Source organism: Streptomyces griseoaurantiacus, from assembly GCF_036189845.1.
Lineage (GTDB): Bacteria > Actinomycetota > Actinomycetes > Streptomycetales > Streptomycetaceae > Streptomyces > Streptomyces griseoaurantiacus.
Genome location: NZ_CP108326.1, coordinates 6,658,750 through 6,680,044, shown reverse-complemented (window position 1 = coordinate 6,680,044; position 21,295 = coordinate 6,658,750). Strand labels below are relative to the sequence as shown.

23 protein-coding genes are annotated in these 21,295 nt (G+C 73.0%); 9 read left to right on the top strand and 14 right to left on the bottom strand.

Features of this window, described 5'->3' with window-relative positions:
- Positions 1 to 92: 92 nt before the first annotated feature.
- The 5 genes from OHB09_RS29485 to OHB09_RS29465 form a co-directional block, all read right to left on the bottom strand.
- On the bottom strand, positions 93 to 1,475 hold the full coding sequence (locus OHB09_RS29485) for an FAD-binding oxidoreductase (RefSeq protein ID WP_328922812.1): 1,383 nt from the start codon (positions 1,473 to 1,475) through the stop codon (positions 93 to 95).
- Between the two features lie 114 nt (positions 1,476 to 1,589).
- Positions 1,590 to 2,390 carry an alpha/beta fold hydrolase gene (locus tag OHB09_RS29480; protein WP_006137947.1) on the bottom strand — a complete coding sequence of 267 codons (801 nt, stop codon included), beginning with the start codon at positions 2,388 to 2,390 and terminating at the stop codon, positions 1,590 to 1,592.
- A gap of 126 nt (positions 2,391 to 2,516) precedes the next feature.
- Positions 2,517 to 2,738 (bottom strand): hypothetical protein, encoded by a 222-nt coding sequence (locus tag OHB09_RS29475; RefSeq protein WP_093599775.1) that lies wholly within the window; start codon positions 2,736 to 2,738, stop codon positions 2,517 to 2,519.
- A gap of 56 nt (positions 2,739 to 2,794) precedes the next feature.
- Complete coding sequence (locus OHB09_RS29470) at positions 2,795 to 4,273, bottom strand: dihydrolipoyl dehydrogenase family protein (protein ID WP_191851626.1); 1,479 nt, start codon at positions 4,271 to 4,273, stop codon at positions 2,795 to 2,797.
- 1 nt (position 4,274) lies between these two features.
- Positions 4,275 to 4,838: a hypothetical protein gene (locus OHB09_RS29465; RefSeq protein WP_093599781.1), complete on the bottom strand. Its 564-nt coding sequence runs from the start codon at positions 4,836 to 4,838 to the stop codon at positions 4,275 to 4,277.
- A gap of 275 nt (positions 4,839 to 5,113) precedes the next feature.
- Between OHB09_RS29465 and OHB09_RS29460 the strand changes: the two genes are divergently transcribed.
- A complete protein-coding gene (locus OHB09_RS29460) occupies positions 5,114 to 5,713 on the top strand; it encodes a TetR/AcrR family transcriptional regulator (protein WP_328922811.1) in 600 nt (199 codons plus the stop codon).
- Positions 5,714 to 5,731: 18 nt separating this feature from the next.
- On the opposite strand, the gene OHB09_RS29455 is transcribed toward OHB09_RS29460, so the two are convergent.
- Entirely contained in the window at positions 5,732 to 6,484 is a 753-nt protein-coding gene (locus OHB09_RS29455; RefSeq protein ID WP_234524568.1) for an IclR family transcriptional regulator, read from the bottom strand.
- Between the two features lie 102 nt (positions 6,485 to 6,586).
- Here OHB09_RS29455 and mhpD point away from each other — a divergent pair, with 102 nt between their 5' ends.
- Genes mhpD through dmpG form a run of 3 tightly spaced genes read left to right on the top strand, consistent with a single transcriptional unit; the run spans position 6,587 to position 9,416 of the window.
- Positions 6,587 to 7,432, top strand: a complete 846-nt coding sequence (gene mhpD / locus OHB09_RS29450; protein WP_328922810.1) for a 2-keto-4-pentenoate hydratase — start codon at positions 6,587 to 6,589, stop codon at positions 7,430 to 7,432.
- Positions 7,429 to 8,382 carry an acetaldehyde dehydrogenase (acetylating) gene (locus tag OHB09_RS29445; RefSeq protein ID WP_328922809.1) on the top strand — a complete coding sequence of 318 codons (954 nt, stop codon included), beginning with the start codon at positions 7,429 to 7,431 and terminating at the stop codon, positions 8,380 to 8,382. Before mhpD ends, OHB09_RS29445 begins: the two co-directional genes overlap by 4 nt.
- Positions 8,379 to 9,416, top strand: coding sequence for a 4-hydroxy-2-oxovalerate aldolase (dmpG, locus tag OHB09_RS29440; RefSeq protein WP_191851630.1), 1,038 nt, complete (start codon positions 8,379 to 8,381; stop codon positions 9,414 to 9,416). The genes OHB09_RS29445 and dmpG overlap by 4 nt, the downstream gene beginning before the upstream one ends.
- A gap of 79 nt (positions 9,417 to 9,495) precedes the next feature.
- Here the strand turns inward: dmpG and OHB09_RS29435 are convergent, their stop codons facing one another.
- From OHB09_RS29435 to OHB09_RS29425, 3 genes are all read right to left on the bottom strand, one after another.
- Positions 9,496 to 10,158, bottom strand: coding sequence for a chorismate mutase (locus tag OHB09_RS29435; protein WP_328922808.1), 663 nt, complete (start codon positions 10,156 to 10,158; stop codon positions 9,496 to 9,498).
- A gap of 29 nt (positions 10,159 to 10,187) precedes the next feature.
- The gene (locus OHB09_RS29430; RefSeq protein ID WP_191851631.1) at positions 10,188 to 11,021 is read right to left on the bottom strand and encodes an alpha/beta fold hydrolase; all 834 of its coding nucleotides are present in this window, start codon (positions 11,019 to 11,021) and stop codon (positions 10,188 to 10,190) included.
- A gap of 136 nt (positions 11,022 to 11,157) precedes the next feature.
- Positions 11,158 to 11,817 carry a TetR/AcrR family transcriptional regulator gene (locus OHB09_RS29425; RefSeq protein WP_006137969.1) on the bottom strand — a complete coding sequence of 220 codons (660 nt, stop codon included), beginning with the start codon at positions 11,815 to 11,817 and terminating at the stop codon, positions 11,158 to 11,160.
- Positions 11,818 to 12,129: 312 nt separating this feature from the next.
- Here OHB09_RS29425 and OHB09_RS29420 point away from each other — a divergent pair, with 312 nt between their 5' ends.
- Both OHB09_RS29420 and OHB09_RS29415 read left to right on the top strand, forming a co-directional pair.
- Positions 12,130 to 12,978: an oxidoreductase gene (locus OHB09_RS29420; protein WP_006137970.1), complete on the top strand. Its 849-nt coding sequence runs from the start codon at positions 12,130 to 12,132 to the stop codon at positions 12,976 to 12,978.
- Positions 12,978 to 13,592 (top strand): TetR/AcrR family transcriptional regulator, encoded by a 615-nt coding sequence (locus OHB09_RS29415; protein ID WP_006137971.1) that lies wholly within the window; start codon positions 12,978 to 12,980, stop codon positions 13,590 to 13,592. Before OHB09_RS29420 ends, OHB09_RS29415 begins: the two co-directional genes overlap by 1 nt.
- A 100-nt stretch (positions 13,593 to 13,692) precedes the next feature.
- On the opposite strand, the gene OHB09_RS29410 is transcribed toward OHB09_RS29415, so the two are convergent.
- A complete protein-coding gene (locus OHB09_RS29410) occupies positions 13,693 to 14,454 on the bottom strand; it encodes a 3-hydroxybutyrate dehydrogenase (protein WP_040893807.1) in 762 nt (253 codons plus the stop codon).
- A gap of 180 nt (positions 14,455 to 14,634) precedes the next feature.
- Positions 14,635 to 15,261 carry a TetR/AcrR family transcriptional regulator gene (locus tag OHB09_RS29405; protein ID WP_191851632.1) on the bottom strand — a complete coding sequence of 209 codons (627 nt, stop codon included), beginning with the start codon at positions 15,259 to 15,261 and terminating at the stop codon, positions 14,635 to 14,637.
- 220 nt (positions 15,262 to 15,481) lie between these two features.
- Here OHB09_RS29405 and OHB09_RS29400 point away from each other — a divergent pair, with 220 nt between their 5' ends.
- The gene (locus OHB09_RS29400) at positions 15,482 to 15,700 is read left to right on the top strand and encodes a hypothetical protein (RefSeq protein WP_040893809.1); all 219 of its coding nucleotides are present in this window, start codon (positions 15,482 to 15,484) and stop codon (positions 15,698 to 15,700) included.
- Between the two features lie 271 nt (positions 15,701 to 15,971).
- Positions 15,972 to 16,394, top strand: a complete 423-nt coding sequence (locus OHB09_RS29395; protein ID WP_093599806.1) for an ACT domain-containing protein — start codon at positions 15,972 to 15,974, stop codon at positions 16,392 to 16,394.
- A gap of 40 nt (positions 16,395 to 16,434) precedes the next feature.
- On the opposite strand, the gene OHB09_RS29390 is transcribed toward OHB09_RS29395, so the two are convergent.
- Together OHB09_RS29390 and OHB09_RS29385 are read right to left on the bottom strand one after the other, a co-directional pair.
- Entirely contained in the window at positions 16,435 to 16,998 is a 564-nt protein-coding gene (locus tag OHB09_RS29390) for a TIGR03086 family metal-binding protein (protein ID WP_328922807.1), read from the bottom strand.
- Between the two features lie 152 nt (positions 16,999 to 17,150).
- Positions 17,151 to 19,391, bottom strand: coding sequence for an MMPL family transporter (locus tag OHB09_RS29385; RefSeq protein WP_328922806.1), 2,241 nt, complete (start codon positions 19,389 to 19,391; stop codon positions 17,151 to 17,153).
- A gap of 254 nt (positions 19,392 to 19,645) precedes the next feature.
- Here OHB09_RS29385 and OHB09_RS29380 point away from each other — a divergent pair, with 254 nt between their 5' ends.
- The gene (locus tag OHB09_RS29380; RefSeq protein WP_006137978.1) at positions 19,646 to 20,386 is read left to right on the top strand and encodes a TetR/AcrR family transcriptional regulator; all 741 of its coding nucleotides are present in this window, start codon (positions 19,646 to 19,648) and stop codon (positions 20,384 to 20,386) included.
- Between the two features lie 79 nt (positions 20,387 to 20,465).
- Here the strand turns inward: OHB09_RS29380 and OHB09_RS29375 are convergent, their stop codons facing one another.
- Entirely contained in the window at positions 20,466 to 21,257 is a 792-nt protein-coding gene (locus tag OHB09_RS29375; RefSeq protein ID WP_328922805.1) for a helix-turn-helix transcriptional regulator, read from the bottom strand.
- Between the last annotated feature and the right edge of the window lie 38 nt (positions 21,258 to 21,295).

Here is a 21,295-nt window from a genome sequence, read left to right as displayed (position 1 = left end):
CGGGGTGCGCGGTGACCAGAGGCGAGCGGGCCCTTCGTACGGCGGGCGGAGGGCCTCGGACGTCGTACGGCGGGCGGAGGGCCTCGGACGTCTCACGCGCCGCCGGGTCCGGCCGGCAGCGGGAGCGCCCGGAAGACACCGTCCGGGTCGGTCCTCCGCTTCACCGCGAGCAGCCGTTGGGCGTGGGGGCCGAAGGAGTGCGCGATGTGCGCGGTCTCGTCCGGGCCGAGGAGGTTGGGGTAGGTGCCCGGCAGCGCCTCCGGCTCCAGGGCCTTCGCCAGGCCGGCGGCCCACGCGCGGTGCCGCGCCGGCTCCGGGTCGTCCGGCTCCCACAGGGCGAGGATCTCGATCATCAGATGCGGGTCGCGGTTGCCGAACGCCGTCTCCGCCACGGGCACGCGCGCCGCGGCGCCGTGCAGGCTGTGCACCGACACCGCCGAGAGCGGCGAGGTCGGTGCGGAGCCCGCGGCGAGCAGCGCCTCGCGCACCCCGGGGGTGAGCGCCGGCACCGACCGCGGGCGGATCTCGACGTGCCGGCCGTAGGGGAACTGCGCGTCGATGGCCGCCAGTTGGTCCGGCATGGTCACGGGGCCCGTATGCGGGGCGAGCGGGGTGCCCAGGGCGGCGCAGCGGGCCAGTGCGCGCTCCCCCGCCGCGGCGTCGTCTCCGCTCCAGGTGGGTGCCACGAACACCACGGGCTCGTCCGCGGGCCCGGTCAGGACGCCGAACTGCGCGGTCAGTTCGTCGGGGGCCTCGGGCAGCTCCTCGGCCAGCGCGGTGAGGACGGCGGGGGCCTGGTCCCAGGGATACATCACGAGGCCGGAGAGGAGGGTGCGCAGGCGGTGCAGCCGGATGCGCATCGAGGTGACGACGCCGAAGTTGCCGCCGCCGCCCCGCAGCGCCCAGAAGAGGTCGGGTTCGTGCTCGGCGTCCGCGGTGACGACGCCGCCGTCGGCCAGCACCACCTCGGCGGACAGCAGATTGTCCAGGGCGAGCCCGAACCGCCCGCCGAGCGGCCCGTAGCCGCCGCCGAGGGTCAGGCCCGCCATGCCCACCGAGCCCGCGGTGCCGGTCACGGCGGTCAGTCCGTGGGGCTGGGCGGCCCGGGCCACGTCGCCGGCCGTGGCGCCGCCCTGCACGAGGGCGACCTCGGCGACCGGGTCCACGGTCACCGTGCGCAGGCCCGACAGGTCGATGGTCAGACCGTCCTGGGCGACGGCACGCCCGGCCCAGTCGTGACCGCCGCCGCGCACCGACAGAGGCACCCCGCACTCCCGCGCGGCCCGTACCGCGGCGGCGACCTCCTCGGTGTCCGCGCACCGGACGACGGCGCCGGGACGTGCGGTGACGGCGCCGTTCCACAGGCTGCGGCCGGCCTCGTAGAGGGGTCCCGAGGTGGCCACCCGGCCGGTGTGGAGCTGCCCGCGAAGGAGTGCGGCGAGGCGGTCCGACGGTTGGTGTGTCTGCGAGGTCATGGCATCTCTCCGGTGGGTCGGGAGCAACGGGGCCCGCTCGTGAGCGGGGAGGGGAACGGTCGGACGGTCACCTCGGCCCGGCGGCGCGCCCTCGCACGCCACCGGGCCCGTGGGTCACCGGGTGGCGCGGGCGGCCTTCTCGATCACGTCGGTGACCTTCCCGGGGCGGCTGAGCATCACCGCGTGGGAGGCCGCGACCTCGTCGATGTGCGCGCCGGCCCGCTGGGACATGAAGCGCTGGAGGTCCGGGTTGATCGCGTGGTCCCGGGTGGTGACCAGGCTGTAGGACGGAATGGTGCGGAACGCCTCGGCGGTGCCGGGCTCGGTGACGGCCTTGCTGTTGGCGGGCCGCTGCGTCGCCGCCAGGTCCTCGGCCGTGGTCCGGTCCAGGTCGCCGGCGAAGGTCTCGCGGAACTTCGCGGGGTCGATGGAGACGTCCGTGCCGTCCGGGACCTGGGTGTACACGAGCGGGACGGGCGGCGTGGACTTCGCCGCCAGGTCGCCCACCGTCTCACCCTTCACGGGGATGAAACCGGCGATGTAGACGAGCGCCTTGACGTCGGGGTCGGAGGCGGCCGCGTTGGTGATCACGGCGCCGCCGTAGGAGTGGCCGACGAGCACCACGGGCCCGTCGATGGTGGCCAGGTAGCTGGAGACGTATGCCGTGTCGCCCGTGAGTCCCTGGAGCGGGTCGGCGAGGGCGCGGACCTTGTAACCGTCCTTGCGCAGCCGCTCCATGACGGGCGACCAGCTGGAGGAGTCGGCCCAGGCCCCGTGCACGAGGACGACGGTGGGCTTGGGGGCCGCGGCGGGCCGCTCGGCGCTCGCCGTCGCCACGCCCGGGGCGGTGGCGGCGCCCAGCAGGGCGAGGGCGCCGGCGGCGAGGGCGATGCGGCGGGAGATGCGGATGCGCATGGGATGTCCTTTTCATGGAGTGGCGGATCCGGGCCGGCGGGGTCCGCCGGTGCGCCCGGTTCCGGGTGGAGTGGTGAGGAAGGGTCCGGACGCCGTGACGGCGGCCGGTGGGGCGTCCGCGACGGCTCAGTCGCGAGGCGCTCCTTCGACGGTGCCGTTCAGGAGCGGGCCGGGCCGGAGGCCCGGGACCACCCTCACGACCGGCACGTCACCGGCCGGCCTGTGCACCCGGGCGACGGCCGCGGGGGCCGCGTCGTGCCGGTGGGCGACCGCCGGCAGGGCCGTCGCGGCAGCGGCCAGGAGGGCCAGGGCCGCACCCGCGAGGGCCAGTTCGGATCGGATGGTCATGAGGAGTACGCCCCGGAGGGAGGGAGAGGTTCGGTCTTGGGACACCGGCGGGCGGTTCAGCGCCCGTACGCCTCGAGCAGCCGCAGCCAGACCTCGCTGACCGTGGGGAACGCGGGGACCGCGTGCCACAGCCGGTCCAGCGGCACCTCGCCGACGATCGCGATCGTCGCGGCGTGCAGCAGTTCCGCCACGTCCGGGCCGACGAGCGTGAAGCCGACGATCACCCCGCGGTCCTCGTCCACGACCATCCGGGCGTGGCCCCGGTAGCCCTCGGCGTGCAGGGAGGAGCCCGCGAGGGCGGCCAGGTCGTGGTCGAGGACGCGGACGCGCAGCCCGGCGGCCTCGGCCGCGGCGGCGGTCAGGCCGACCGAGGCCAGCTCCGGCTCGGTGAACACGACCTGGGGGACCGCGCGTTCGTCGGCCGTGGCCACGTGCCGACCCCAGAGGCCGTCCTCGACCTTCTCGCCCTTGGCACGGGCCACGATGACGTCGCCCACGGCGCGGGCCTGGTACTTGCCCTGGTGGGTCAGCAGCACGCGCCGGTTGACGTCACCGGCGGCGTACAGCCATCCGTCGGCCGCCGGCGTCGTCCCGTCCTTCCCGAGGACCCGCAGGGTGTCGTCCACGGGGAGCCAGCCGCCCGGCTCCAGACCGAGGGCGTCGAGGCCGAGATCCTGGGTGTTCGGCGTGCGGCCGACGGCGACGAGCACCTCGTCGGCCTCGACCCGCTCGCCGTCGTCGAGCGTGACGTGCACGGTGCCGTCGGCCTCGCGTCTCACGGACACGGCCTCGACGCCGAGGCGGACCGAGGCCCCGGCCGCCCGCAGCGACTCGGTGACCAGCTCGCCGGCGAAGGGCTCGGCGAGCGGCAGCACGCCGTCACGGGCCAGCACGGTGACCGTCGAACCCAGCGCGGCGTACGCCGTCGCCATCTCGGAGGCCACCACACCGCCGCCGATGACGGCGAGCCGGCCCGGGACCGCCTTCGCGGAGGCCGCCTCACGGCTGCTCCACGGAGCCGACGCGGCCAGCCCGGGGATGTCCGGCAGCAGCGCGGAGGTGCCCGTGGCGAGGACGACGGCGTGACGCGCGGTCAGCGAGGTGACGGTGCCGTCCCCGGCGGTCACGGTGACGCCCCGGTCGGCCGTGACGCGGCCCTGGCCCCGGTACAGGTCGATGCCCGCGGACTCCAGCCAGGACACCTGGCCCTCGTCCTTCCAGTCGGAGGCGAAGGAGTCGCGGCGGCGCAGGACCGCCCGCACGTCCAGGTCACCGGTGACCGCCTCGCGCGCTCCCGGCACCTGCCGGGCGGCCCGGAGCGCGGCCGTACCGCGCAGCAGTGCCTTGGTGGGCATGCAGGCCCAGTAGGAGCACTCGCCGCCCACCAGCTCCCGCTCGACGACCGCGGCGGTCAGGCCGCCCCGCACCACGCGGTCGGCGACGTTCTCGCCGACGGGGCCGGCTCCGATGACGACGACGTCGTACGTCCGGGCCGTCCGGGGTGCCTGGGCTGTCTGGGATGTCTGGGTGGCCATGTCACTTGTCCTTGGCGGAGCGGCCCAGGCGGAGGGCCGAGAGGAGGAAGAAGACGGCGCCGGGGATGGCGTAGCTGACGGCGCTGCTGAGCTCGGGCTTGTCGCCGCCGGCCATGGCGATGAAGGACGCACCGGCGAGGACGGAGATGCCACCGCTGAGGATCATCGGCCACTGGCCGCCCATCGCACGCCGCGGAACGGCGACGATCAGCTGCACCGCACCGGCCACGACGGCCCAGGCACCCCACACCCGCAGGACGGCCGGGATGCCGGACGTCGCCGCGACGGCGAGCCCGATGGCGGTGAGCGTGCTGACCGCCATGTTCACGTAGAGCAGCCGGGGCGAGCCGGTCGAGCGGGAGACCCTGGCGTCGTAGACGGCGGCGCCGACGTCGAACAGCGGGTACAGCACCAGGAGGACACCTCCGGCCGGGGTGATCTCGTCGGCCATCGTCAGCATCACTCCGGCCCAGACGAGGGCGAAGGCGAACCGGACGAAGTAGAGCTTCCGCAGGGCGGAGGCGGTACCGGAGATGCCGGACGGTGCGGCGAGCGTGGTGCTCATGGCGGTCCTTTCGAGGAAGGGAAGGGTGGAGGCGGGCCCGAAGCGTCCAGCGGATCGGCCCGTCCGACGGAACGCGGGCCTCGCCGGCCCGACGTGACCGAGGGGCGCCGACCGGAACCGAGTGCCGGGGACGCCGGGCCGGGCGGGCGGCGGGAGCCGTCCGACCGACCTCGACGTCCGCGACACCGAACGTTCTGTCATGGATGACTCTGACAACAGCGCGGAGAATTGTCAAGACAGAACGTTCTACCTCTATAGCGCTTAGCATGGTGCGCATGGAGCCCCACGCAAACGAAGGCCGGCCGTCCGAAGCACGGTCACGGCTGCTCGCCACCGCCGGACGCGTGTTCTACGCGGAAGGCATCCACACCGTCGGCGTCGACCGCATCGTGGAGGAGGCCCGGGTCACCCGGGCCACCTTCTACCGCCACTTCCGCGGCAAGGAGAACCTGGTCGTCGCCTATCTGAACGAGGCCGACCGCTCCATGCGCGCCGAGGCGGACGCCGCCGTCTCCGCCGGACTCCCGGCCGCCGACACCCTCCGCGCCCTGAGCGACACCATCGCCCGGGGCATACGGTCCCCCGGCTTCCGCGGATGCGCCTTCCTCAACGCCGCCGCCGAATACCCCGACCCCGCACACCCGGTCCACCGCGCGGTCCTCGCCCACCGCGACTGGCTCCTCGGCACCACCACCGGGCTCCTCGCCCTGATCCGGGAGGAGCCGGCCGAACACGCCGCCCGGCACTTCGTGATGCTGCGTGACGGCGCGATGGCCGCCGGCTGCCTCTACGACCCGGTGCTGGTCGGCGAGACCTTCCTGCACGGCGTCGAGGAGCTGCTCAAGGCCCACGCCGAGACGGGCTCCGCCCAGTGACCGTCGGGTCCACGCCGGTCAGCCGGCCCCACCGCGCAGGGCCCGGGAGACCCCCAGTGCCGCCGTGCGCACCGCGGGAGCCAGCCGGGCCGGGCGGAAGCGGGCCACCGGGACGGCCACCGACACGGCGGCGACCGCCGACCCGCCCTCGAAGACGGGGGCGGCGACGCAACCGACTCCCTCCGCGGCTTCCTGCTCCTCGTACGCGAGCCCGGAGACCTGGGTCTTCTCCAGCGAGAGGGACAGTCGCTCCGGATCGGTGACCGAGAACGGGGTGAGCCCGGGCAGCGGCCCGGCGAGCACCCGCTCGGTCAGCTCGGCGTCGGAGAAGGCGAGCATGGCCTTGCCCAGACCGGTGCACGTCAGCGGCAGACGGCCGCCGATGCGGGAGGGCAGCCACACGGCCTCGTGACCGTGGATGCGTTCGAGGTAGACCACTTCGAGGTCCTCGCGCACGCCGAGGTGGACGATCTCGCGCGTGGCCTCGAACAGGTCCTGGAGGAACGGCAGAGCGGTCTCGCGCAGATCGCGGCGCCTCGGCACCAGCGACCCCAGTTCGAAGAGTTTCGGTCCGAGCCGGTAGCGGGCGCCCTCGCGTTCCAGCCACCCGAGGCGGACGAGGTCCGCGGTGAGCCGGTGGACCGTCGGCTTGGACAACCCGGTCGCCGCGACGAGTTCCGTGAGACGGTACGCGCCACCGTCCGGCGTGAAGACGTCCAGGAGGAAAGCGGACTTCTCCAGCATGTTGCCCCCGGAACTGTTCCGTGTCATGGAACAAACATTGTCGTCCTCACGCCCCGTGTCTATACCTGGGCCATCACCAGCAGCCGAAGGCGCGAGACCGTGCCCTTCCCCGTCCCCTGGAGGGAACCCGTGACCTCTCACTCGCCGGACGAGGACGTCCCGGCCGCCGTCGTCAAGGCCGCGGACATCCTGGCCGAGGCCGCCCGCACCCGGGTCGCCTGCCCACCGGTCCGCTCGATCCTCGACGCCACCGACACCGGCACCGGCGTCGAGAGCGCCTACTCCGTCCAGCGGCTGAACGTCGAGCGCGGCCGGGCCGCGGGGCGGCGGATCATCGGCCGCAAGATCGGACTGACCTCCCCCGTGGTGCAGCGGCAACTCGGCGTGAGCAGGCCGGACTTCGGCGCACTGTTCGCCGACATGGAGGTGGCGCGGGGCGACGAGGTGCCCCACGGCGCGCTGTTGCAGCCGAGGGTGGAGGCGGAGGTCGCGCTCGTGCTCGCCCGCGACCTGCCGCACGCCGACAGCACGGCCGTCGACGTGCTGCGCGCGGTCGACTTCGCGCTGCCGGCCCTGGAGATCGTGGACAGCCGGATCGCCGGCTGGGACATCTCCCTCGTCGACACCGTCGCGGACAACGCCTCGAGCGGCCTGTACGTGCTCGGCGGCGGCCCCGTCCCCCTGGCCGGCCTGGACCTGCGCGAGGTGCGGATGTCGATGACCCGCGACGGCGAGGTGGTGTCCGAGGGCACCGGGGCCGCCTGCCTCGGCAGCCCGCTCAACGCCACCGTGTGGCTGGCCCGGACGCTGGCCGGACTCGGCGATCCGCTGCGCGCCGGCGACGTCGTGCTGACGGGCGCGCTCGGCCCGATGGTGCCCGCCTCACCGGGTGACACCTTCGAGGCGGAGGTCTCGGGTCTCGGCACCGTCCAGGCCGGCTTCGCGGCGGCCCCGTCGACGGGGGACGCCAAGTGACCGGCGGCGCACGGACGAAGGTGGCCGTCATCGGGTCCGGCAACATCGGCACCGACCTCATGATCAAGATCCTGCGGCTCTCCGACACCCTGGAGATCGCCGCGATGGCAGGCATCGACCCGGACTCAGACGGGCTGGCCCGGGCCCGCCGCCTGAAGGTGGCGACCACCCACGAGGGCGTCGAAGGGCTCGTGCGGATGGACGAGTTCGCCGACGTGCGGTACGTGTTCGACGCCACCTCGGCCGGCGCCCACCGCCACCACGACGAGGTGCTGCGTCCCCTGGGCCGTACCCTGATCGACCTGACACCGGCGGCCCTCGGCCCCTACGTCGTCCCGCCGGTCAACGGCGACCGCCATCTCGACGTCCCGAACGTCAACATGGTCACCTGCGGCGGGCAGGCGACCATCCCCGTCGTGGCCGCGATCGGCGCGGTCACCCCCGTCCACTACGGGGAGATCGTCGCCTCGATCTCCTCCCGTTCCGCGGGTCCGGGCACCCGGGCCAACATCGACGAGTTCACCGAGACCACCTCCTCGGCCGTCGAGGAGGTGGGCGGCGCGGCCCGCGGCAAGGCGATCATCGTGCTGAACCCGGCGGACCCTCCGCTGATCATGAGGGACACGGTGCACTGCCTGGTCTCCACGTGCGAGGAGGGGGCGGTCACCGCCTCCGTCGAGAAGATGGCCGAGAACGTCCGGGCGTACGTCCCCGGCTACCGCCTCAAGCAGAAGGTGCAGTTCGACCCGGTGCGGCCGGGCGAGCCACTGCACTCCCTCACTCCGGAGGGCACCGGGGAAGCGCTGAAGGTGTCCGTGTTCCTGGAGGTCGAGGGCGCGGCCCACTACCTCCCGGCGTACGCGGGGAACCTCGACATCATGACCTCGGCCGCGCTGCGCACCGCGGAGCGCATGGCCGCGCACCGGCCGGCGGAAGGAGCCGCGCGATGACCGTCACCGAGCCGCCGCGCCTCTACGTGCAGGACGTGACCCTGCGGGACGGCATGCACGCCGTGCGCCATCGCTACACCGTGGACCAGGCCCGGAGCATCGCCGCCGCCCTTGACGCCGCCCACGTCTCGGCCGTCGAGATCGCCCACGGCGACGGTCTCGCCGGGTCGAGCGTCAACTACGGCGTGGGCGCGCACACCGACTGGGAGTGGATCGAGGCGGTGGTGGACGCCACGCGCACCGCGGTGCCTACCACGCTGCTGCTGCCCGGCATCGGCACCCTCCGTGACCTCAGGCAGGCGCATGCGCTCGGCATCCGCTCGGTGCGCGTGGCCACCCACTGCACCGAGGCCGACATCGCCGCCCAGCACATCGCGGCCGCGCGGGAACTCGGCATGGACGTCGCCGGTTTCCTGATGATGTCCCACATGGCGGAGCCCGCCGAACTGGCCCGGCAGGCCAAGCTGATGGAGTCCTACGGCGCCCACTGCGTGTACGTCACCGACTCCGGCGGCCGGCTCACCATGGACGGGGTCCGCGACCGCTTCCGCGCCTACCGGGACGTGCTCGACCCGGACACGGAGCTGGGCGTCCACGCCCATCACAACCTCGCCCTGGGCGTGGCCAACACGGTCGTCGCGGTGGAGGAGGGCGTCACGCGCGTCGACGCCTCCCTGGCCGGGCAGGGGGCCGGCGCGGGCAACTGCCCGCTGGAGGCGTTCGTCGCCGTCGCCGACCTGCTGGGCTGGAGGCACGGCTGCGAGCTGTTCCCGCTCATGGACGCGGCCGAGGACCTGGTGCGCCCGCTGCAGGACCGGGCGGTCCGCGTCGACCGGGAGACCCTCAGCCTCGGTTACGCGGGCGTGTACTCCAGTTTCCTGCGGCACGCCGAGGCCGCGGCCCTCCGGTACGGGCTGGACACCCGCGGCATTCTGGTGGAGGTGGGCCGTCGCGGGATGGTCGGCGGGCAGGAGGACATGATCACCGACGTCGCGCTCGACCTCCTCGCCCGGCAGGCGGGGACGGCGTCCTGAGTCCTGCGCGGCCGGACCGCGTACGAAGAACCCCGGCGCCCTTGTGGGGCGCCGGGGTTCCCGGGAGAGCCTGCCTTGGTCAGGAGACCGTCGCGCGGCCGGTGACGCACACGTGGTGGGTCGCCGTGCCGAGCGCCTGGCGGTGGAGGGTGTCCAGCCGTTCCCGCGCCGTCGCCGATCCACCCGCCAGGGCGAGTTGCACCGTGCACGCGACCGGCTTGGCGCGCAGTGCCTCGGTGGCCTTCAGCTCGTCCAGGAGGTCCGTGGTCAGCCGGTCGAGGCGCTCGCGGATCTCGGCGAGGTCGGGGCGTGTGGTGGGCGCCTCCTCGGGGTGGGCGGTCCAGCGGGCGAACAGCCCCTTCTGGACGGTCTTGCCGGCCGTGATCTGGTCCTGGAAGAACGCCGCGGCGTCCTCGGGGTCGAGTCCGAGGGCGGCGGCCTTCGTCCGTACCTGTTCCAGCACCTGCTGCTCGCGCACCGGGTCCTCGATGGGCGAATCGGTGCCGAACTTGGACGCCGCGACGTCGTCCCCGACGCGCAGCCGCTCGATGACCAGACCCGTCAGCGGGCCGAGCCTGCCGAGCGGCTCGGCCGTCGCGGTGTGGCCCCCCGGCGCCTCCGCGGACGCGGGGGCGGCCGCGGCCAGGGCCTGGGGAACGGCCACGAGGGTCGTGCCCACCAGTAAGGCGGCGACCGTGGTAGTCCGGTGCACCGTGTGGCGCAGACGCACCATCTGTCTCATTTCCTCTCTTTCCGTGGGGTGCCGTGGGCTCACGAGGCGGCGCGCCGCTCCCCCGGTGCCGCGGCGGTGGCGCCGCCGTGCAGGAACTCACGGACGAGGTGGTTGAACTCGGGTGCGCGTTCGTACTGCACCCAGTGCCGGCAGCGCGGCAGGACGCGGAGTTCCGCGTCGGGGATGCCGTGGAGGATCGTCGACGCCCAGGTCAGTGGGACGGTCTGGTCCTCGCGTCCCCACACGAGCAGTGTGGGAGCGGTGATGCGCGCCAGGTCGGGCGTCATGTCACCGAAATCGGGGGGCACGGGCAGTTCGGGGTGGGCCCGCAGGCTCGCCTCGTACCGCTCGTCGATGAGGGCGTCGGTGGCGAGGCTCTCGTCGAACACCATGAGGCGCACGAAGCGCGCCATCTCCTCGCGCGAGGGCTTCTCGGAGGCCATGTAGGCGAAGAGCCGCTCCAGTCCCACCGGCCACGGCGGCGCGTCCTCGGGCAGGACGCCGCCGGGTGCCATGAGGACGAGGCGGTCGACGAGTTCGGGGTGGGTCACGGCGATGCGCATCGCCACGCCGCCGCCGTAGGAGTTGCCGATCAGGTGGGCCCGTTCGACACCGAGGGCCGCCAGGGCGCGGCGGACACGCTCGGCCGCGTGGTGGATGAGCGGTTCGTCCGTGTCGGGACGCGGCGAGCCGCCCCAGCCGGGCAGGTCCACCACGAGGTTGCGGTGGTCGGCGAAGGCCGGGAGGTTCGCCCCGAAGTTGCTCATCCCCGTGGCGCCCGGCCCGGAGCCGTGCAGCCAGACGACCGGGCCGCCCTCGCCGGACTCCACGTACGCGAGCCGACCGTCACCGACGTCCACCGTGCGCGTCATGGGCGCACCCCCATCCGTGTGTATGTAACGCTCACTATACGCCGGGGCGCGGACGGTGCAACCGCCGCCCCGGCGAGGGGAGGCAGCAGGACTGCTGTCGTGTGCGTGTCCGGTGCGGGTGCCCGAGGTCCGGCGGTCAGGCGCCGGCCGCGTCGGACGTCACCGGCACCGCTCGGTCCGTCTCGGCCGCGAGGGCGCGGACCATGGCGACGAACGGGGCGACGTGGGCGCTGTAGCTCAAGCCGTCGAAGCTGTTGGTCACGGCGAGGCCGTCGGTCATGGCCCGGCCGAGGACCGCCAGCCGGTCCACCAGTTCCTCGTTCTCCGTGCCGCCGTCCGGGGCGAACACGGGGGTGAGGGCCTCCACCCAGGAGGTGTGCGCGTAGTCGCGGATGCGGCGCACGGTGCTGCGCACCATCTCGGTGTCCTTGTGCCGGCCCACACTCACGGCCAGCAGCAGCCGCAGGTAGTCGGGCCTGCGGTCCAGGGACGCGCACGCCGTCGTGACCCACGCCTCGAACCGGTCCAGGGGGTCCCCCTCGCGGAACGAGGCCGGGTTCGGGAACTGGGCGTGCAACTCCTGGAAGGTGCGATCGAGCAGGGCCGCCAGCACGCCCAGCTTGTTGCCGAAGTGGTAGTAGATCGAGCTGGCCGGCAGGCCCGAGCGCGCACACAGGTCCGAGACGGACATGCCGTCGTACCCCTGGCTGGTGACCAGGGACCGCGCCGCGTCCAGGATGAGATCACGGCTGTTCGGGCCGGCGTCGGACGCTGCGGAGGCGCTTCCCTTGGTCATGCGCCCATGATAGGACCGGCGTTCGCGCGTTCGGCCCCCGCTCCTGACGGGCCACCGCGCACGCGCCCCGCCCCGGTCGTCCCAGGACGATCTCGCCGACCCGGCCGGGCGCCTCCCCTCGACGGCCGCCTCACGGCCCACCCCCGGCCCCCCCACGGACGAAGTCACGGCGATGCCCCGTGCGACGCCCCGGACTCGTCCCCCGCGCGCATGCCCTGAAATCTACGGCGAGACGAGAAAACTCGACACTGTGTAGACTTTCCGGTGAGGGAGCCGTCCGGCTCCCCCCGATCCCTTCCTGATGGAGGAGCAATGCGCACGCAGAACTGGCTCATCACCGGCGTCAGCACCGGTCTGGGGCGTGCTTTCGCGCAGGCCGCCCTGGCGGCCGGGCACACCGTCGTCGGCACGGTCCGCACCGAGGAGGCCCGACGGGCCCACGAGGCGCTCGCGCCCGAGCGGGCCCACGGCCGTCTCCTGGACGTCACCGACCACGACGCCGTGGCCCGGGTGGTGGAGGAGGCCGAGGGGACCGTCGGCCCGCTCGACGTCGTGCTCGCCAACGCCGGCTACGGCCTGGAGGGCACCTTCGAGGAGACCACCATGGACGAGGTCCGGCGGCAGTTCGAGGTCAACGTGTTCGGGGCGATGGCCACCCTCCGCGCCGCCCTCCCCCGCATGCGGGCACGCCGCCGCGGCCACCTGATGGCCGTCACGTCCATGGCCGGGCTCATGACGGTGCCCGGCATGTCCGCCTACTGCGGCAGCAAGCACGCCCTGGAAGGCGTCCTCGACTCGCTCGGCAAGGAGGTCGCGCAGTTCGGCATCCACGTCACGGCGATCGAGCCCGGCTCGTTCCGCACCGACTGGGCCGGGCGTTCCATGACCCGCGCGGAGCGGACCGTCGACGACTACGACGAGCTGTTCGAGCCCCTCCGCGAGCGGCGGCTGAAGGCCAGCGGGAACCAGCTCGGCGACCCGGTCAAGGCCGGGGAGGCGGTGGTCCGCATCGCCTCCGAGGAGCGCCCGCCGGCCCATCTCGTGCTCGGTTCGGACGCGCTCCGCCTGATCGGCGAGGCGCGGACCGCCGTGGACGAGGAGATCCGCGCATGGGAGGATCTCGCCCGTACGACCGACTTCCCCGAGGGTGCCCAGCTCTGATGTCCGGCCATCACGCCGCGCGCGGCCGACGCGCCACCGAACGCAAGGGTGACCTGCGGGAGCGGGCGATCCTCGACACGTGCGAGGCGCTGCTGGCGGAGAAGGGCTACGAGGCCATGACCGTCGGCGACCTCGCGCAGGGCGCCGGCATCACGCGGGGAGCGCTGTACTTCTACTTCGGCTCCAAGCAGGAGGTCGTGACGGCCCTCGTGGCCCGGACCGTGGAACACCTGTGGGAGAGGTCGCTGACCACCGCGCGGTCCGAGGACCCGCGTCGGGCCGTCGCGGCGGCCATGCGGCGCACGGTCGAGCTGTGGAACGCTCACGGCCTGGTCATGCGCACGGCCATCGACCTGTCGCTGACCGTGCCGGAGATCGGTGCCCTGTGGGACCGCACCGCCGACCTGTTCATCACGGCCATCACGGCCGTGCTGGAACGGGCCGGCGTCCCGCCCGGCGAGGAACCGGACCAGGCCTCGTCGATGGGCCGGGCCCTGTGCTGGATGATCGAGCGCAGCTTCTACCACGCCTCGCAGGAGTCGCCCGAGCGGCTGAGCAGGGCATCGGCCACCTGTGAGCACATCTGGCTGACCAGCGCGGGCCTGACCTCCTGACGGCCCGCTGGACCGGAGGGTGACACATCGGGGCCGACCCGCGGGCGCCGGCCCCCGTCGCCGATCTCCCCACACGCCGGCCCCCAGGGCATCGGGGGCTTCAGGAGGCGGTCCACCCGCCGTCGACGGTCAGTTGGGTGCCGGTGATGGACATGGCTTCCGGTGAGCACAGGAAGGCGACCGCCCCGGCCACCTCGTCCGGGTCGATCAGGCGCTTCATCGCCGACCGCGCCAGCAGGACCTCCGTCGTCACCTCCTCGACGCTCAGCCCGTGCGCCTCCGCCTGGTCGGCCAGCTGGTTCTCCACCAGTGGGGTGCGCACATAGCCGGGGGCCACGCAGTTGCTGGTGACGCCCTTGGCCGCTCCTTCCAGGGCGATGACCTTGGACAGGCCCTGGAGGCCGTGCTTGGCACTGACGTAGGCGGCCTTGTACGGGCTGGCGCGCAGACCGTGGACGCTGGAGATGTGCACGATCCGCCCCCAGCCCCGCTCGTACATGCGCGGGAGTACCGCCCGGCTGAGCAGGAAGGGGGCCTCCAGCATCAACCGCAGCATGAAGGAGAACCTCTCGGGACTGAACCGGTCGACCGGCGCCACGTCCTGGATCCCGGCGTTGTTGACGAGGATGTCCGCCTCGAGGTGCAGATCGGCGAGGTCGGCGGTCCGGCTCAGGTCGAGCACCAGCACCTCGCCGCCGATCCGCTCGGCCGTCCGCGCCGCTCCGTCCGCCTCGACGTCGCACACCACGACATGCGCTCCCAGTGCGGCGAGCCGCGTCGCCACCGCCGCGCCGATGCCGCTCGCCGCGCCGGTGACCAGCGCACGCCGCCCGCCGAGGTCCGGGCCCGCCGGCGCACTCATCGCGACACCGACAGGACGGTACCGCCCCGGCCCCGGAGGTCCACGGCGGTGTTCCCCGCATCCACTGTGCTGGTCACTGTCCTCACCCTCCACCCACCCGGCGATCTGTATGTAACGATCACTATAGGCGCGTGAGGGTCCACGGCAAGACCCTCGCCCGAGGCGCCGAGGCGCCGGCGGTCAGGACCGCGCCGCGGAGTCGGTGGCGTCCGCGTTGAGCTCCGGGATGGTGCGGGCCTTGAGAAGCCCTTCGACTCCGTGGAGGAAGGTGTCGGAGATCAGCTCCGGGTCGAAGAGGCAGCCGGCGGCCATGGCTCCGTCGCGGAGCATGACGAAGTGGCGGCCCGCCGCCTCGGCGGTCGACTCGCTGGTCTGCGCCAGCAGATCGGTGACGGTGTCGAGGAACCACCGCCGGTGGGCGAGGACGGTCCGATGGATCGGGTGGGCGGGATCGGAGTACTCGGCCGCCGCGTTGAGGAAGGCGCAGCCGCGGAATCCCTCGGACCGGATGCCGTCGGTGATGGACTTGGCCACCGCCCGGACCTGGTCGTTCGGTGACGCGGTGCTCGCCCGGGCGGCGGCGACCTGCCCCCGGATGGCCTGATCGGCTCCCGAGAGGTAGGCCACGACGAGGTCTTCCTTGCTCGGGAAGTGCCGGTACAACGTGGCCCGGGTCACCCGCGCCTCCGCGACGATCCGGTCGATGCCGACCGAATGGATCCCCTCGGCGTAGAAGATCCGGCTTGCGGTGTTGAGCAGCCGCGTCCGCGCCTCGGAAACGGTGCCGCCTTCAGTGCTCCGACTCATGCCGCCCATGCTAACAAAAGGTAGAACGTTCCGTCTCGACGTGGGGCATTTGTACCAGGGGTTCCTCCCGTCCCCGATCACGTCACCCGAGCCGCCGCCACGCATATCGAACGTCCGGTGGGGCGTGGGTGGAGAACTGGGGCCGTTTGCCCTGGCCGAGCGACCGTGCGCCCCCGCGTCCCCCTACCGCGCGGCCCGGCCCCTGTCCCACGGTCGACGCATGACGGATGCGCAGGTGCGGGCGTGCGCGGGGCGCGGGGACGGAACGGACTGCCCGAACGGGGAGACCGACGTGCTGGTGGACGGGGTGCGGTGCGAGGAGTGCCGCCACCACTGGGAGCTGGACCAGACCGAACCCGCCCGGCGCCTCGTCCTCGAGGAGGGCCTGACCAGGCCGCACGGAGACCCGCGGGAAGCCGGGCCGGGCACCGCGGCGTAGGCCGCCCAGGGCCTTTCGTCCGGATCAGGCCGGCCATGGCGTGTTTCGACTTCGGACGGCCCGAGCGGGGTTCGGTGCGCGCGGCTGCACGGCGGAGGAGGGCGTCAGGGCGGAGCCCCGGCCGCCTGGAGGTGGAGGCCCGGCATCCGACGACAACGCCGCTGGGTGGTGCCCCCGCGCCCGTTCAAGGCAGTGTCGGTGTGCGTGCCGGACCCCGCGAACGCCGGGATGATCCGAACGGGAGGCCCCAGGCGCCCCGTACGCTCCCGCCATGACTCCACCGCCACGACGGCTCCTGACGCTGCCGCGCCTCTTCGTCATCGACCACTTCCCCGACCGGTCGCTGCCCGCGGAGGACTCCTGGTACGCGGCCGTACGGGCCCCGGAGGGGCTGACCGTCATCCGCGAGGCACCCACCCGTGCCGCCCCGGAAGGAGGGGAGGCCACGGCGGAGGGTGAGCATTGGATCGGGCTCTACGGTGACGATCCGCACGATCTCGACCTGCCCGGCATGCTGGCCGCCGTCGTGGCGCCGCTCGGCTCGGCGGAGGTCCCCGTGTTCGTCGTCTCGACCTTCCACTCCGATCTCGTGCTCGTGCCACGGGAGCGGTTCGCCGACGCCGCCGCCGTCCTGCGCGCGGCGGGACACACACTGGTCGGGCCGGAGCCCGGCCTCTCCTCTCCGCGGGACTGACACGGGCAGCTCGGCGAACGGCTCGCGCGCTGCGGGACCGTCAGACGACGCGCCCCAGCAGGGACAGGAGCTGGACGGTCGGGTCGGTACTGGTGGTGGCCACCGGAGGGGCGAGGATGCCCAGGCCGGCCATGCGCGTCACGTTGGCGCGCGCGTAGGCCAGGCTGCGGTCGACCGCGGCCGGGTCGAGCGCCTCGTCCTGGCCGCTGCCGCGCGCCAGATCCCACTCGTGGACGGTCAGGTCGACGAGGATCTGGTCCGCGTACACGGTCAGCGGGGCCTCACCGAAGGAGAACCGGGCGGTGCCGGAGAGGTCGGCGTCCTGCCATGCGGCGAGGGAACCTCCGGCGGCCTCGTCCCAGGCACGCACGGGATCCGCGCCGAGGACATCGCCGTCGTAGCGGTCGCCCACCTGCGCCAGGGTCTCCCCGGCGAGCAGGTGCGGCACCCACAGGTGTTCGGCGACGAGATGGTTGACCAGGTCCCGGACCGTCCACTCGGTGCAGGGCGTGGCGTCGTTCCACCGGTCGTCCCCGACCGCGTGCACGCGGTCGCCGAACCGGGCCACGGCCTCGGGAATCAACCGCAGGGAGGGATGCGTCATGGGCGTACGCTACGCGACGATCTTCGTCGCGCCCGGCCGGGGGCGGGGCGGGCCGCGGCCGGGGCGAGGGGGCCCACGCCTCGCCCGGCCACGTCGCGGAAGGGACCCTGCGGCCCTCCTGGCGGGTCCCGCCCCGAGCGGGGCCGGGCCGGTCAGACCGCGGTCGGCTCCTTCGTGTCCGCCCGCCCGGCCGACGCCGCTCCGGGGGCGGCCGTCGGCTCGGGGCCGCCCTCGCTGAGGCCGTACCGCGCGTGGAAGGAGCGCAGGAAGCGGGGTGCGTACCAGGCCGAGTTCCCCAGCAGGCGCATCGCGGCGGGGACGAGCACGCCTCGGACGGCGAGGGCGTCGATGAGGATGGCCAGTCCGCTGCCGAGGCCGAACATCTGGATGAAGCTGAGTTCGGCGGTGCCGAAGGCGAAGAAGCTCACCGCGAGCAGGAAGGCGGCCGCGCTGACGATGCGACCGGTGTGGCCGAGGCCGTCGACCACGGAGGTCTCGTTGTCCACTCCCTGATCGTGGAGTTCCTTGATCCGGCTGGTGACGAAGACCTCGTAGTCCATCGAGAGGCCGAAGCCGATGCAGAACATCAGCACGGTCATCGACAGCTCCATCGGCTGGGCGGTGAAGCCGAGCGGTGAGGAGAGATGGCCGTCCTGGAAGATCCAGGTCATCACGCCGAGGGTGGCGCCCAGGCTGATCAGATTGAGGACCAGCGCGCGCAGCGGGTGCACGATGCTGCCGGTGAACAGGAACAGCAGCAGGAAGGTGCTGAGGACGACCAGGCCCACGGCTGAGGGAAGTCGGTCGGCGATGGACTGCTTGGCGTCGACCAGTACGGCGTCGTTCCCGCCGACCAGGGGGTTCGTCCCCGGGGGCGGAGTCACCGCGCGCACCTGCTTGACGAGGCCCTCGGCCGCCTCCGACTTGGGCGTCAGGCTGCTGACCACGTTGATCCGCTGCGCGTCGGGCCGGCCGAGGGCGGAGTCGGCCGGGCCGGTCGTGGCGGGTCGTCCCCCGCTGTAGGTGCCCGCGCTGGTATCGACCCGCTCGACCCCCTTGAGGGCGGCCAGTCGCCCGGCGTACGAGGCCAGCGGGGCTCGGGGCACGGAGGTGTCGAGGGCGATGAAGAGGGCCGATTCCTCGCTGCCGCCGAACTCCTCCCGCACGATCTGCGAGACCTGGCGGCTCTCGGCGTCCTTGGGCAGTACGCGTTCGTCCGTCGTCCCGAAGGTGATGTCCAGCAGCGGGCTGGCGGCCAGCAGCAGCACGGCGAGTGCGGGCACCGCCGTGAGCAGGGGCCGCCGCATGACGGTGCGCGCCAGCCGTCCCCACACGGATGCCCGCGCCTCGGAGCGTCGCGCCTTCGCCCACGGCATCCGGCCGCCGTTGACCCGGTGCCCCAGCACCTTCAGCAGGGCCGGCATCACGAAGAGGGTGCTCAGGGCGGCGATGGCGACGACTCCGACGCCGGCGAAGCCGAACGAGCGCAGGAAGTACTGCGGGAACACCATGAGGGCCGCCAGGGCCGCGGCGACGGTGGCCGCGGAGAACGCGACGGTGCGGCCCGCGGTGTGCACCGTCCGCCGGACGGCGTCGTCCACACTCGCACCGGCCGCGATCTGCTCGCGGAAGCGGTTGACCATCAACAGGGCGTAGTCGATGCCGAGTCCGAGCCCCAGGGCCGTGATGAGGTTGGTCGCGGTGTCGGCGACGTCGGTGACGCTGCCGAGCAGGAAGAGCTGGGCGAACGAGCCGGTGATGGCGATGAGGGCGATGACGAGCGGCAGCAGCGCGGCGACGACGCTGCCGAAGACGACCAGGAGCAGCACGAGGGTGAGCGGTATGGCGATCGCCTCGGCGAGGATCAGGTCGTCGACCACCTGGTTCGACAGCTCGGCCCCCACCGCGGCGCCTCCTCCGGCCCGGACGGTGAGGGTGTCCTCGTAGGAGCCGCTGTAGGTGTCCAGGATCGCGAGGGCGCTCTTCCGCTGCTCGGTGGCGTCTCCTTTCACATGGGCGAGCACCATGGCCTCACGACCGTCCCCGGAGCGCAGGTCCGGGCTGTTCGTCTCCCAGAAGGAGACGACGTTGCCGAGCCGCTCGTCCTTCTCGAGCTCGGCCACCAGGTCCTCGCCGTCCCTCCTGGCGGCAGGGGTGTCGACGCGGCCTGCGGAGGAACGGACCAGCAGGACGAGATTGGCCTCGCCGCCGAACTTGTCGGCGATGACGTGCGCCGCCCGGGTGGAGGGTGAGGCGGGATCGTCGAAGCCGCCCCCCTTGAGCTTGTCGAAGGCGCCGGCGCCCACCACACCCATCAGGGCCACCGCCAGGGCGGCCAGGAGCAGCACCGGCCGGGACCGGCGGATCGCCAATTCGGCCAAACGTTCGAACACGAGTGGATCTCCTTCAGGGTTCTTCGGGGAAGGACGAGGGGCGGGCGGGCGGCCGGGCGAGGCGCCGACGCAACGCGTCGCAGAGCACTCTTCGCCCGGCGGACCGTGCGCGATGCCGCGCTCGTCCCGCCGGGAACGACGCTAGTCAGGCAGCGGCTTTTTGAGCAGCAGGAGATTTACCTGACACTGTGAGGTTTTCCGTACGGCGGCAGATCCCCGGCGTTTCGCCCCGTCAACCGCCATAGGATCGCCGCATGTTCGCCGACAACTCCGCGACGGTCCTGCCGTCACTGCGCCAGCGACGCCGGGCCGCCGCCACTCGGGAGATCGTGGACGCCGCCGAGCGCCACATCACCGAGCACGGGCCGCACGCCCTGTCCCTGCGGGCGGTCGCCCGCGAGCTCGGCATGACCGTGCAGGGGCTCTACCACTACTTCCCCAACCGGGACGCCCTCGTGACGGCGTTGGTGACCAAGGCGTACGACGACCTGACCGACGCCGTGACGGCGGCCGTCGACGCGGCGGCCGGGGAACCCGCCGCTCGGCGCTTCCTGGCCGCCACCGAGGGCTACCGCCACTGGGCCGTCACCCACGTCGAACGCTTCCAACTCCTCTACGGCGCACCGCTGCGCCACTACGAAGCACCTGCCGAGGGGCCGACCACCCAGGCGATGCGCCGGCTGAGCACTCTTTTCCAGCGAGAGCTGTTCGACGGGTTCACCACGGCACAACTCGCCGCGGCCGACACCCGGGCGCTCTCGCCGGCCGCGGCGACGCACCTGGAACGGCTGGTCCCCCACGGCCCGGAGACCCTGCCGCCTCCCGCGACGGCCCTCCTCCTGGGCGCCTGGGGGCACATGCACGGCATGGTCGTCCTGGAGGCCTTCGGGCACACCTCCTTCGTCGGCGACCACCAGGCGGAGATCTTCCGCATGGCCATGCGCGACCTTCTGGAGGACCTCCACAGGCGCATCCCCGCCCGACCCCCGCGATGACCACCGGCCCCTCCAGGGCTTCTGCCCGCTGACCCCCCGAATCCGCCGACGAGTCGGCGGCGGTCCTCGGCGACAGCGGTCAGTCGGTGTGGAGGTAGGTGCCGGGCGTGTGGCCGGTGACACGGCTGAAGGCACTGATGAAGGCGCTGGGTTTGCGGTAGCCGACGGCCCGGGCCGTGGTGGTGACCGAGGCCCCGTCGGCGAGCAGTTGGACCGCTGTCCGGATGCGGACCCGCGTACGCCAGCGGGCGAAACTGAGCCCGGTCTCCATGGTGAAGAGCCGTGCCAGGGTTCTGACGCTGGAGTGGACGTGATCGGCCCAGGCGGCGAGTTCACGCTCGTCCGCCGGGTCCGCGACGAGCCGTTCGGCGATGGCTCGCGCTCGCGGGTCGGTCGGCATCGTCACGTGAATGTCATGGGTGGGCAGTGGCACCAGCAGAGCGAACATGAGGGCTTCGGCGTGCGGTCGGCTCGGGTCGTGGTGGCTCACCCGGTGCAGGTGCGCGATGAGTTGGCGCAGCAGGGGTCCGACCGCGACACCTGTCGGCCGGGGCCAGGTGATCGGGCAGTGGTCCGGGGAGAAGGCGACGGCGGATCCCTCACCGGCCCGCAGTACCGCCCCGCCGTGTTCGACGCCACCGGGGATCCACAGGCCGTATCCGGGCGGGATGAGCCAGTGGCGCGCGGCGGCGGTGACCGTGGCCGTCGCGCTCACGGACCAGATCAGCTTGGGTTCGGGGTGGGCATGCGCCTCGATGGTCTGCTCGAACTGGTCGGTGCTTCCGCGGTCGATGCTCAGGATCGGTGACACGGGAGCGTCCGCGTCTCCCGGGTTGGCCGTTGTGAGGTACTGGTTGGCCGCCATGCGCATGAACGCCACCCTACGGTCGGGACATGGCAACCCTTCTC

Coding starts and splice junctions, on each gene's coding strand:
- OHB09_RS29465 (WP_093599781.1), bottom strand. CDS start 4,838: ATGAGCACCACGCTCGCCGCACCGTCCGGCATCTCCGGTACCGCCTCC.
- OHB09_RS29430 (WP_191851631.1), bottom strand. CDS start 11,021: ATGACGCGCACGGTGGACGTCGGTGACGGTCGGCTCGCGTACGTGGAG.
- dmpG (WP_191851630.1), top strand. CDS start 8,379: ATGACCGTCACCGAGCCGCCGCGCCTCTACGTGCAGGACGTGACCCTG.
- OHB09_RS29480 (WP_006137947.1), bottom strand. CDS start 2,390: ATGCGCATCCGCATCTCCCGCCGCATCGCCCTCGCCGCCGGCGCCCTC.
- OHB09_RS29425 (WP_006137969.1), bottom strand. CDS start 11,817: ATGACCAAGGGAAGCGCCTCCGCAGCGTCCGACGCCGGCCCGAACAGC.
- OHB09_RS29390 (WP_328922807.1), bottom strand. CDS start 16,998: ATGACGCATCCCTCCCTGCGGTTGATTCCCGAGGCCGTGGCCCGGTTC.
- OHB09_RS29460 (WP_328922811.1), top strand. CDS start 5,114: ATGGAGCCCCACGCAAACGAAGGCCGGCCGTCCGAAGCACGGTCACGG.
- OHB09_RS29475 (WP_093599775.1), bottom strand. CDS start 2,738: ATGACCATCCGATCCGAACTGGCCCTCGCGGGTGCGGCCCTGGCCCTC.
- OHB09_RS29395 (WP_093599806.1), top strand. CDS start 15,972: ATGACTCCACCGCCACGACGGCTCCTGACGCTGCCGCGCCTCTTCGTC.
- OHB09_RS29470 (WP_191851626.1), bottom strand. CDS start 4,273: ATGGCCACCCAGACATCCCAGACAGCCCAGGCACCCCGGACGGCCCGG.
- OHB09_RS29485 (WP_328922812.1), bottom strand. CDS start 1,475: ATGACCTCGCAGACACACCAACCGTCGGACCGCCTCGCCGCACTCCTT.
- OHB09_RS29405 (WP_191851632.1), bottom strand. CDS start 15,261: ATGAGTCGGAGCACTGAAGGCGGCACCGTTTCCGAGGCGCGGACGCGG.
- OHB09_RS29415 (WP_006137971.1), top strand. CDS start 12,978: ATGTCCGGCCATCACGCCGCGCGCGGCCGACGCGCCACCGAACGCAAG.
- OHB09_RS29400 (WP_040893809.1), top strand. CDS start 15,482: ATGACGGATGCGCAGGTGCGGGCGTGCGCGGGGCGCGGGGACGGAACG.
- OHB09_RS29375 (WP_328922805.1), bottom strand. CDS start 21,257: ATGCGCATGGCGGCCAACCAGTACCTCACAACGGCCAACCCGGGAGAC.
- OHB09_RS29380 (WP_006137978.1), top strand. CDS start 19,646: ATGTTCGCCGACAACTCCGCGACGGTCCTGCCGTCACTGCGCCAGCGA.
- OHB09_RS29455 (WP_234524568.1), bottom strand. CDS start 6,484: ATGACACGGAACAGTTCCGGGGGCAACATGCTGGAGAAGTCCGCTTTC.
- OHB09_RS29410 (WP_040893807.1), bottom strand. CDS start 14,454: ATGAGTGCGCCGGCGGGCCCGGACCTCGGCGGGCGGCGTGCGCTGGTC.
- OHB09_RS29435 (WP_328922808.1), bottom strand. CDS start 10,158: ATGAGACAGATGGTGCGTCTGCGCCACACGGTGCACCGGACTACCACG.
- OHB09_RS29420 (WP_006137970.1), top strand. CDS start 12,130: ATGCGCACGCAGAACTGGCTCATCACCGGCGTCAGCACCGGTCTGGGG.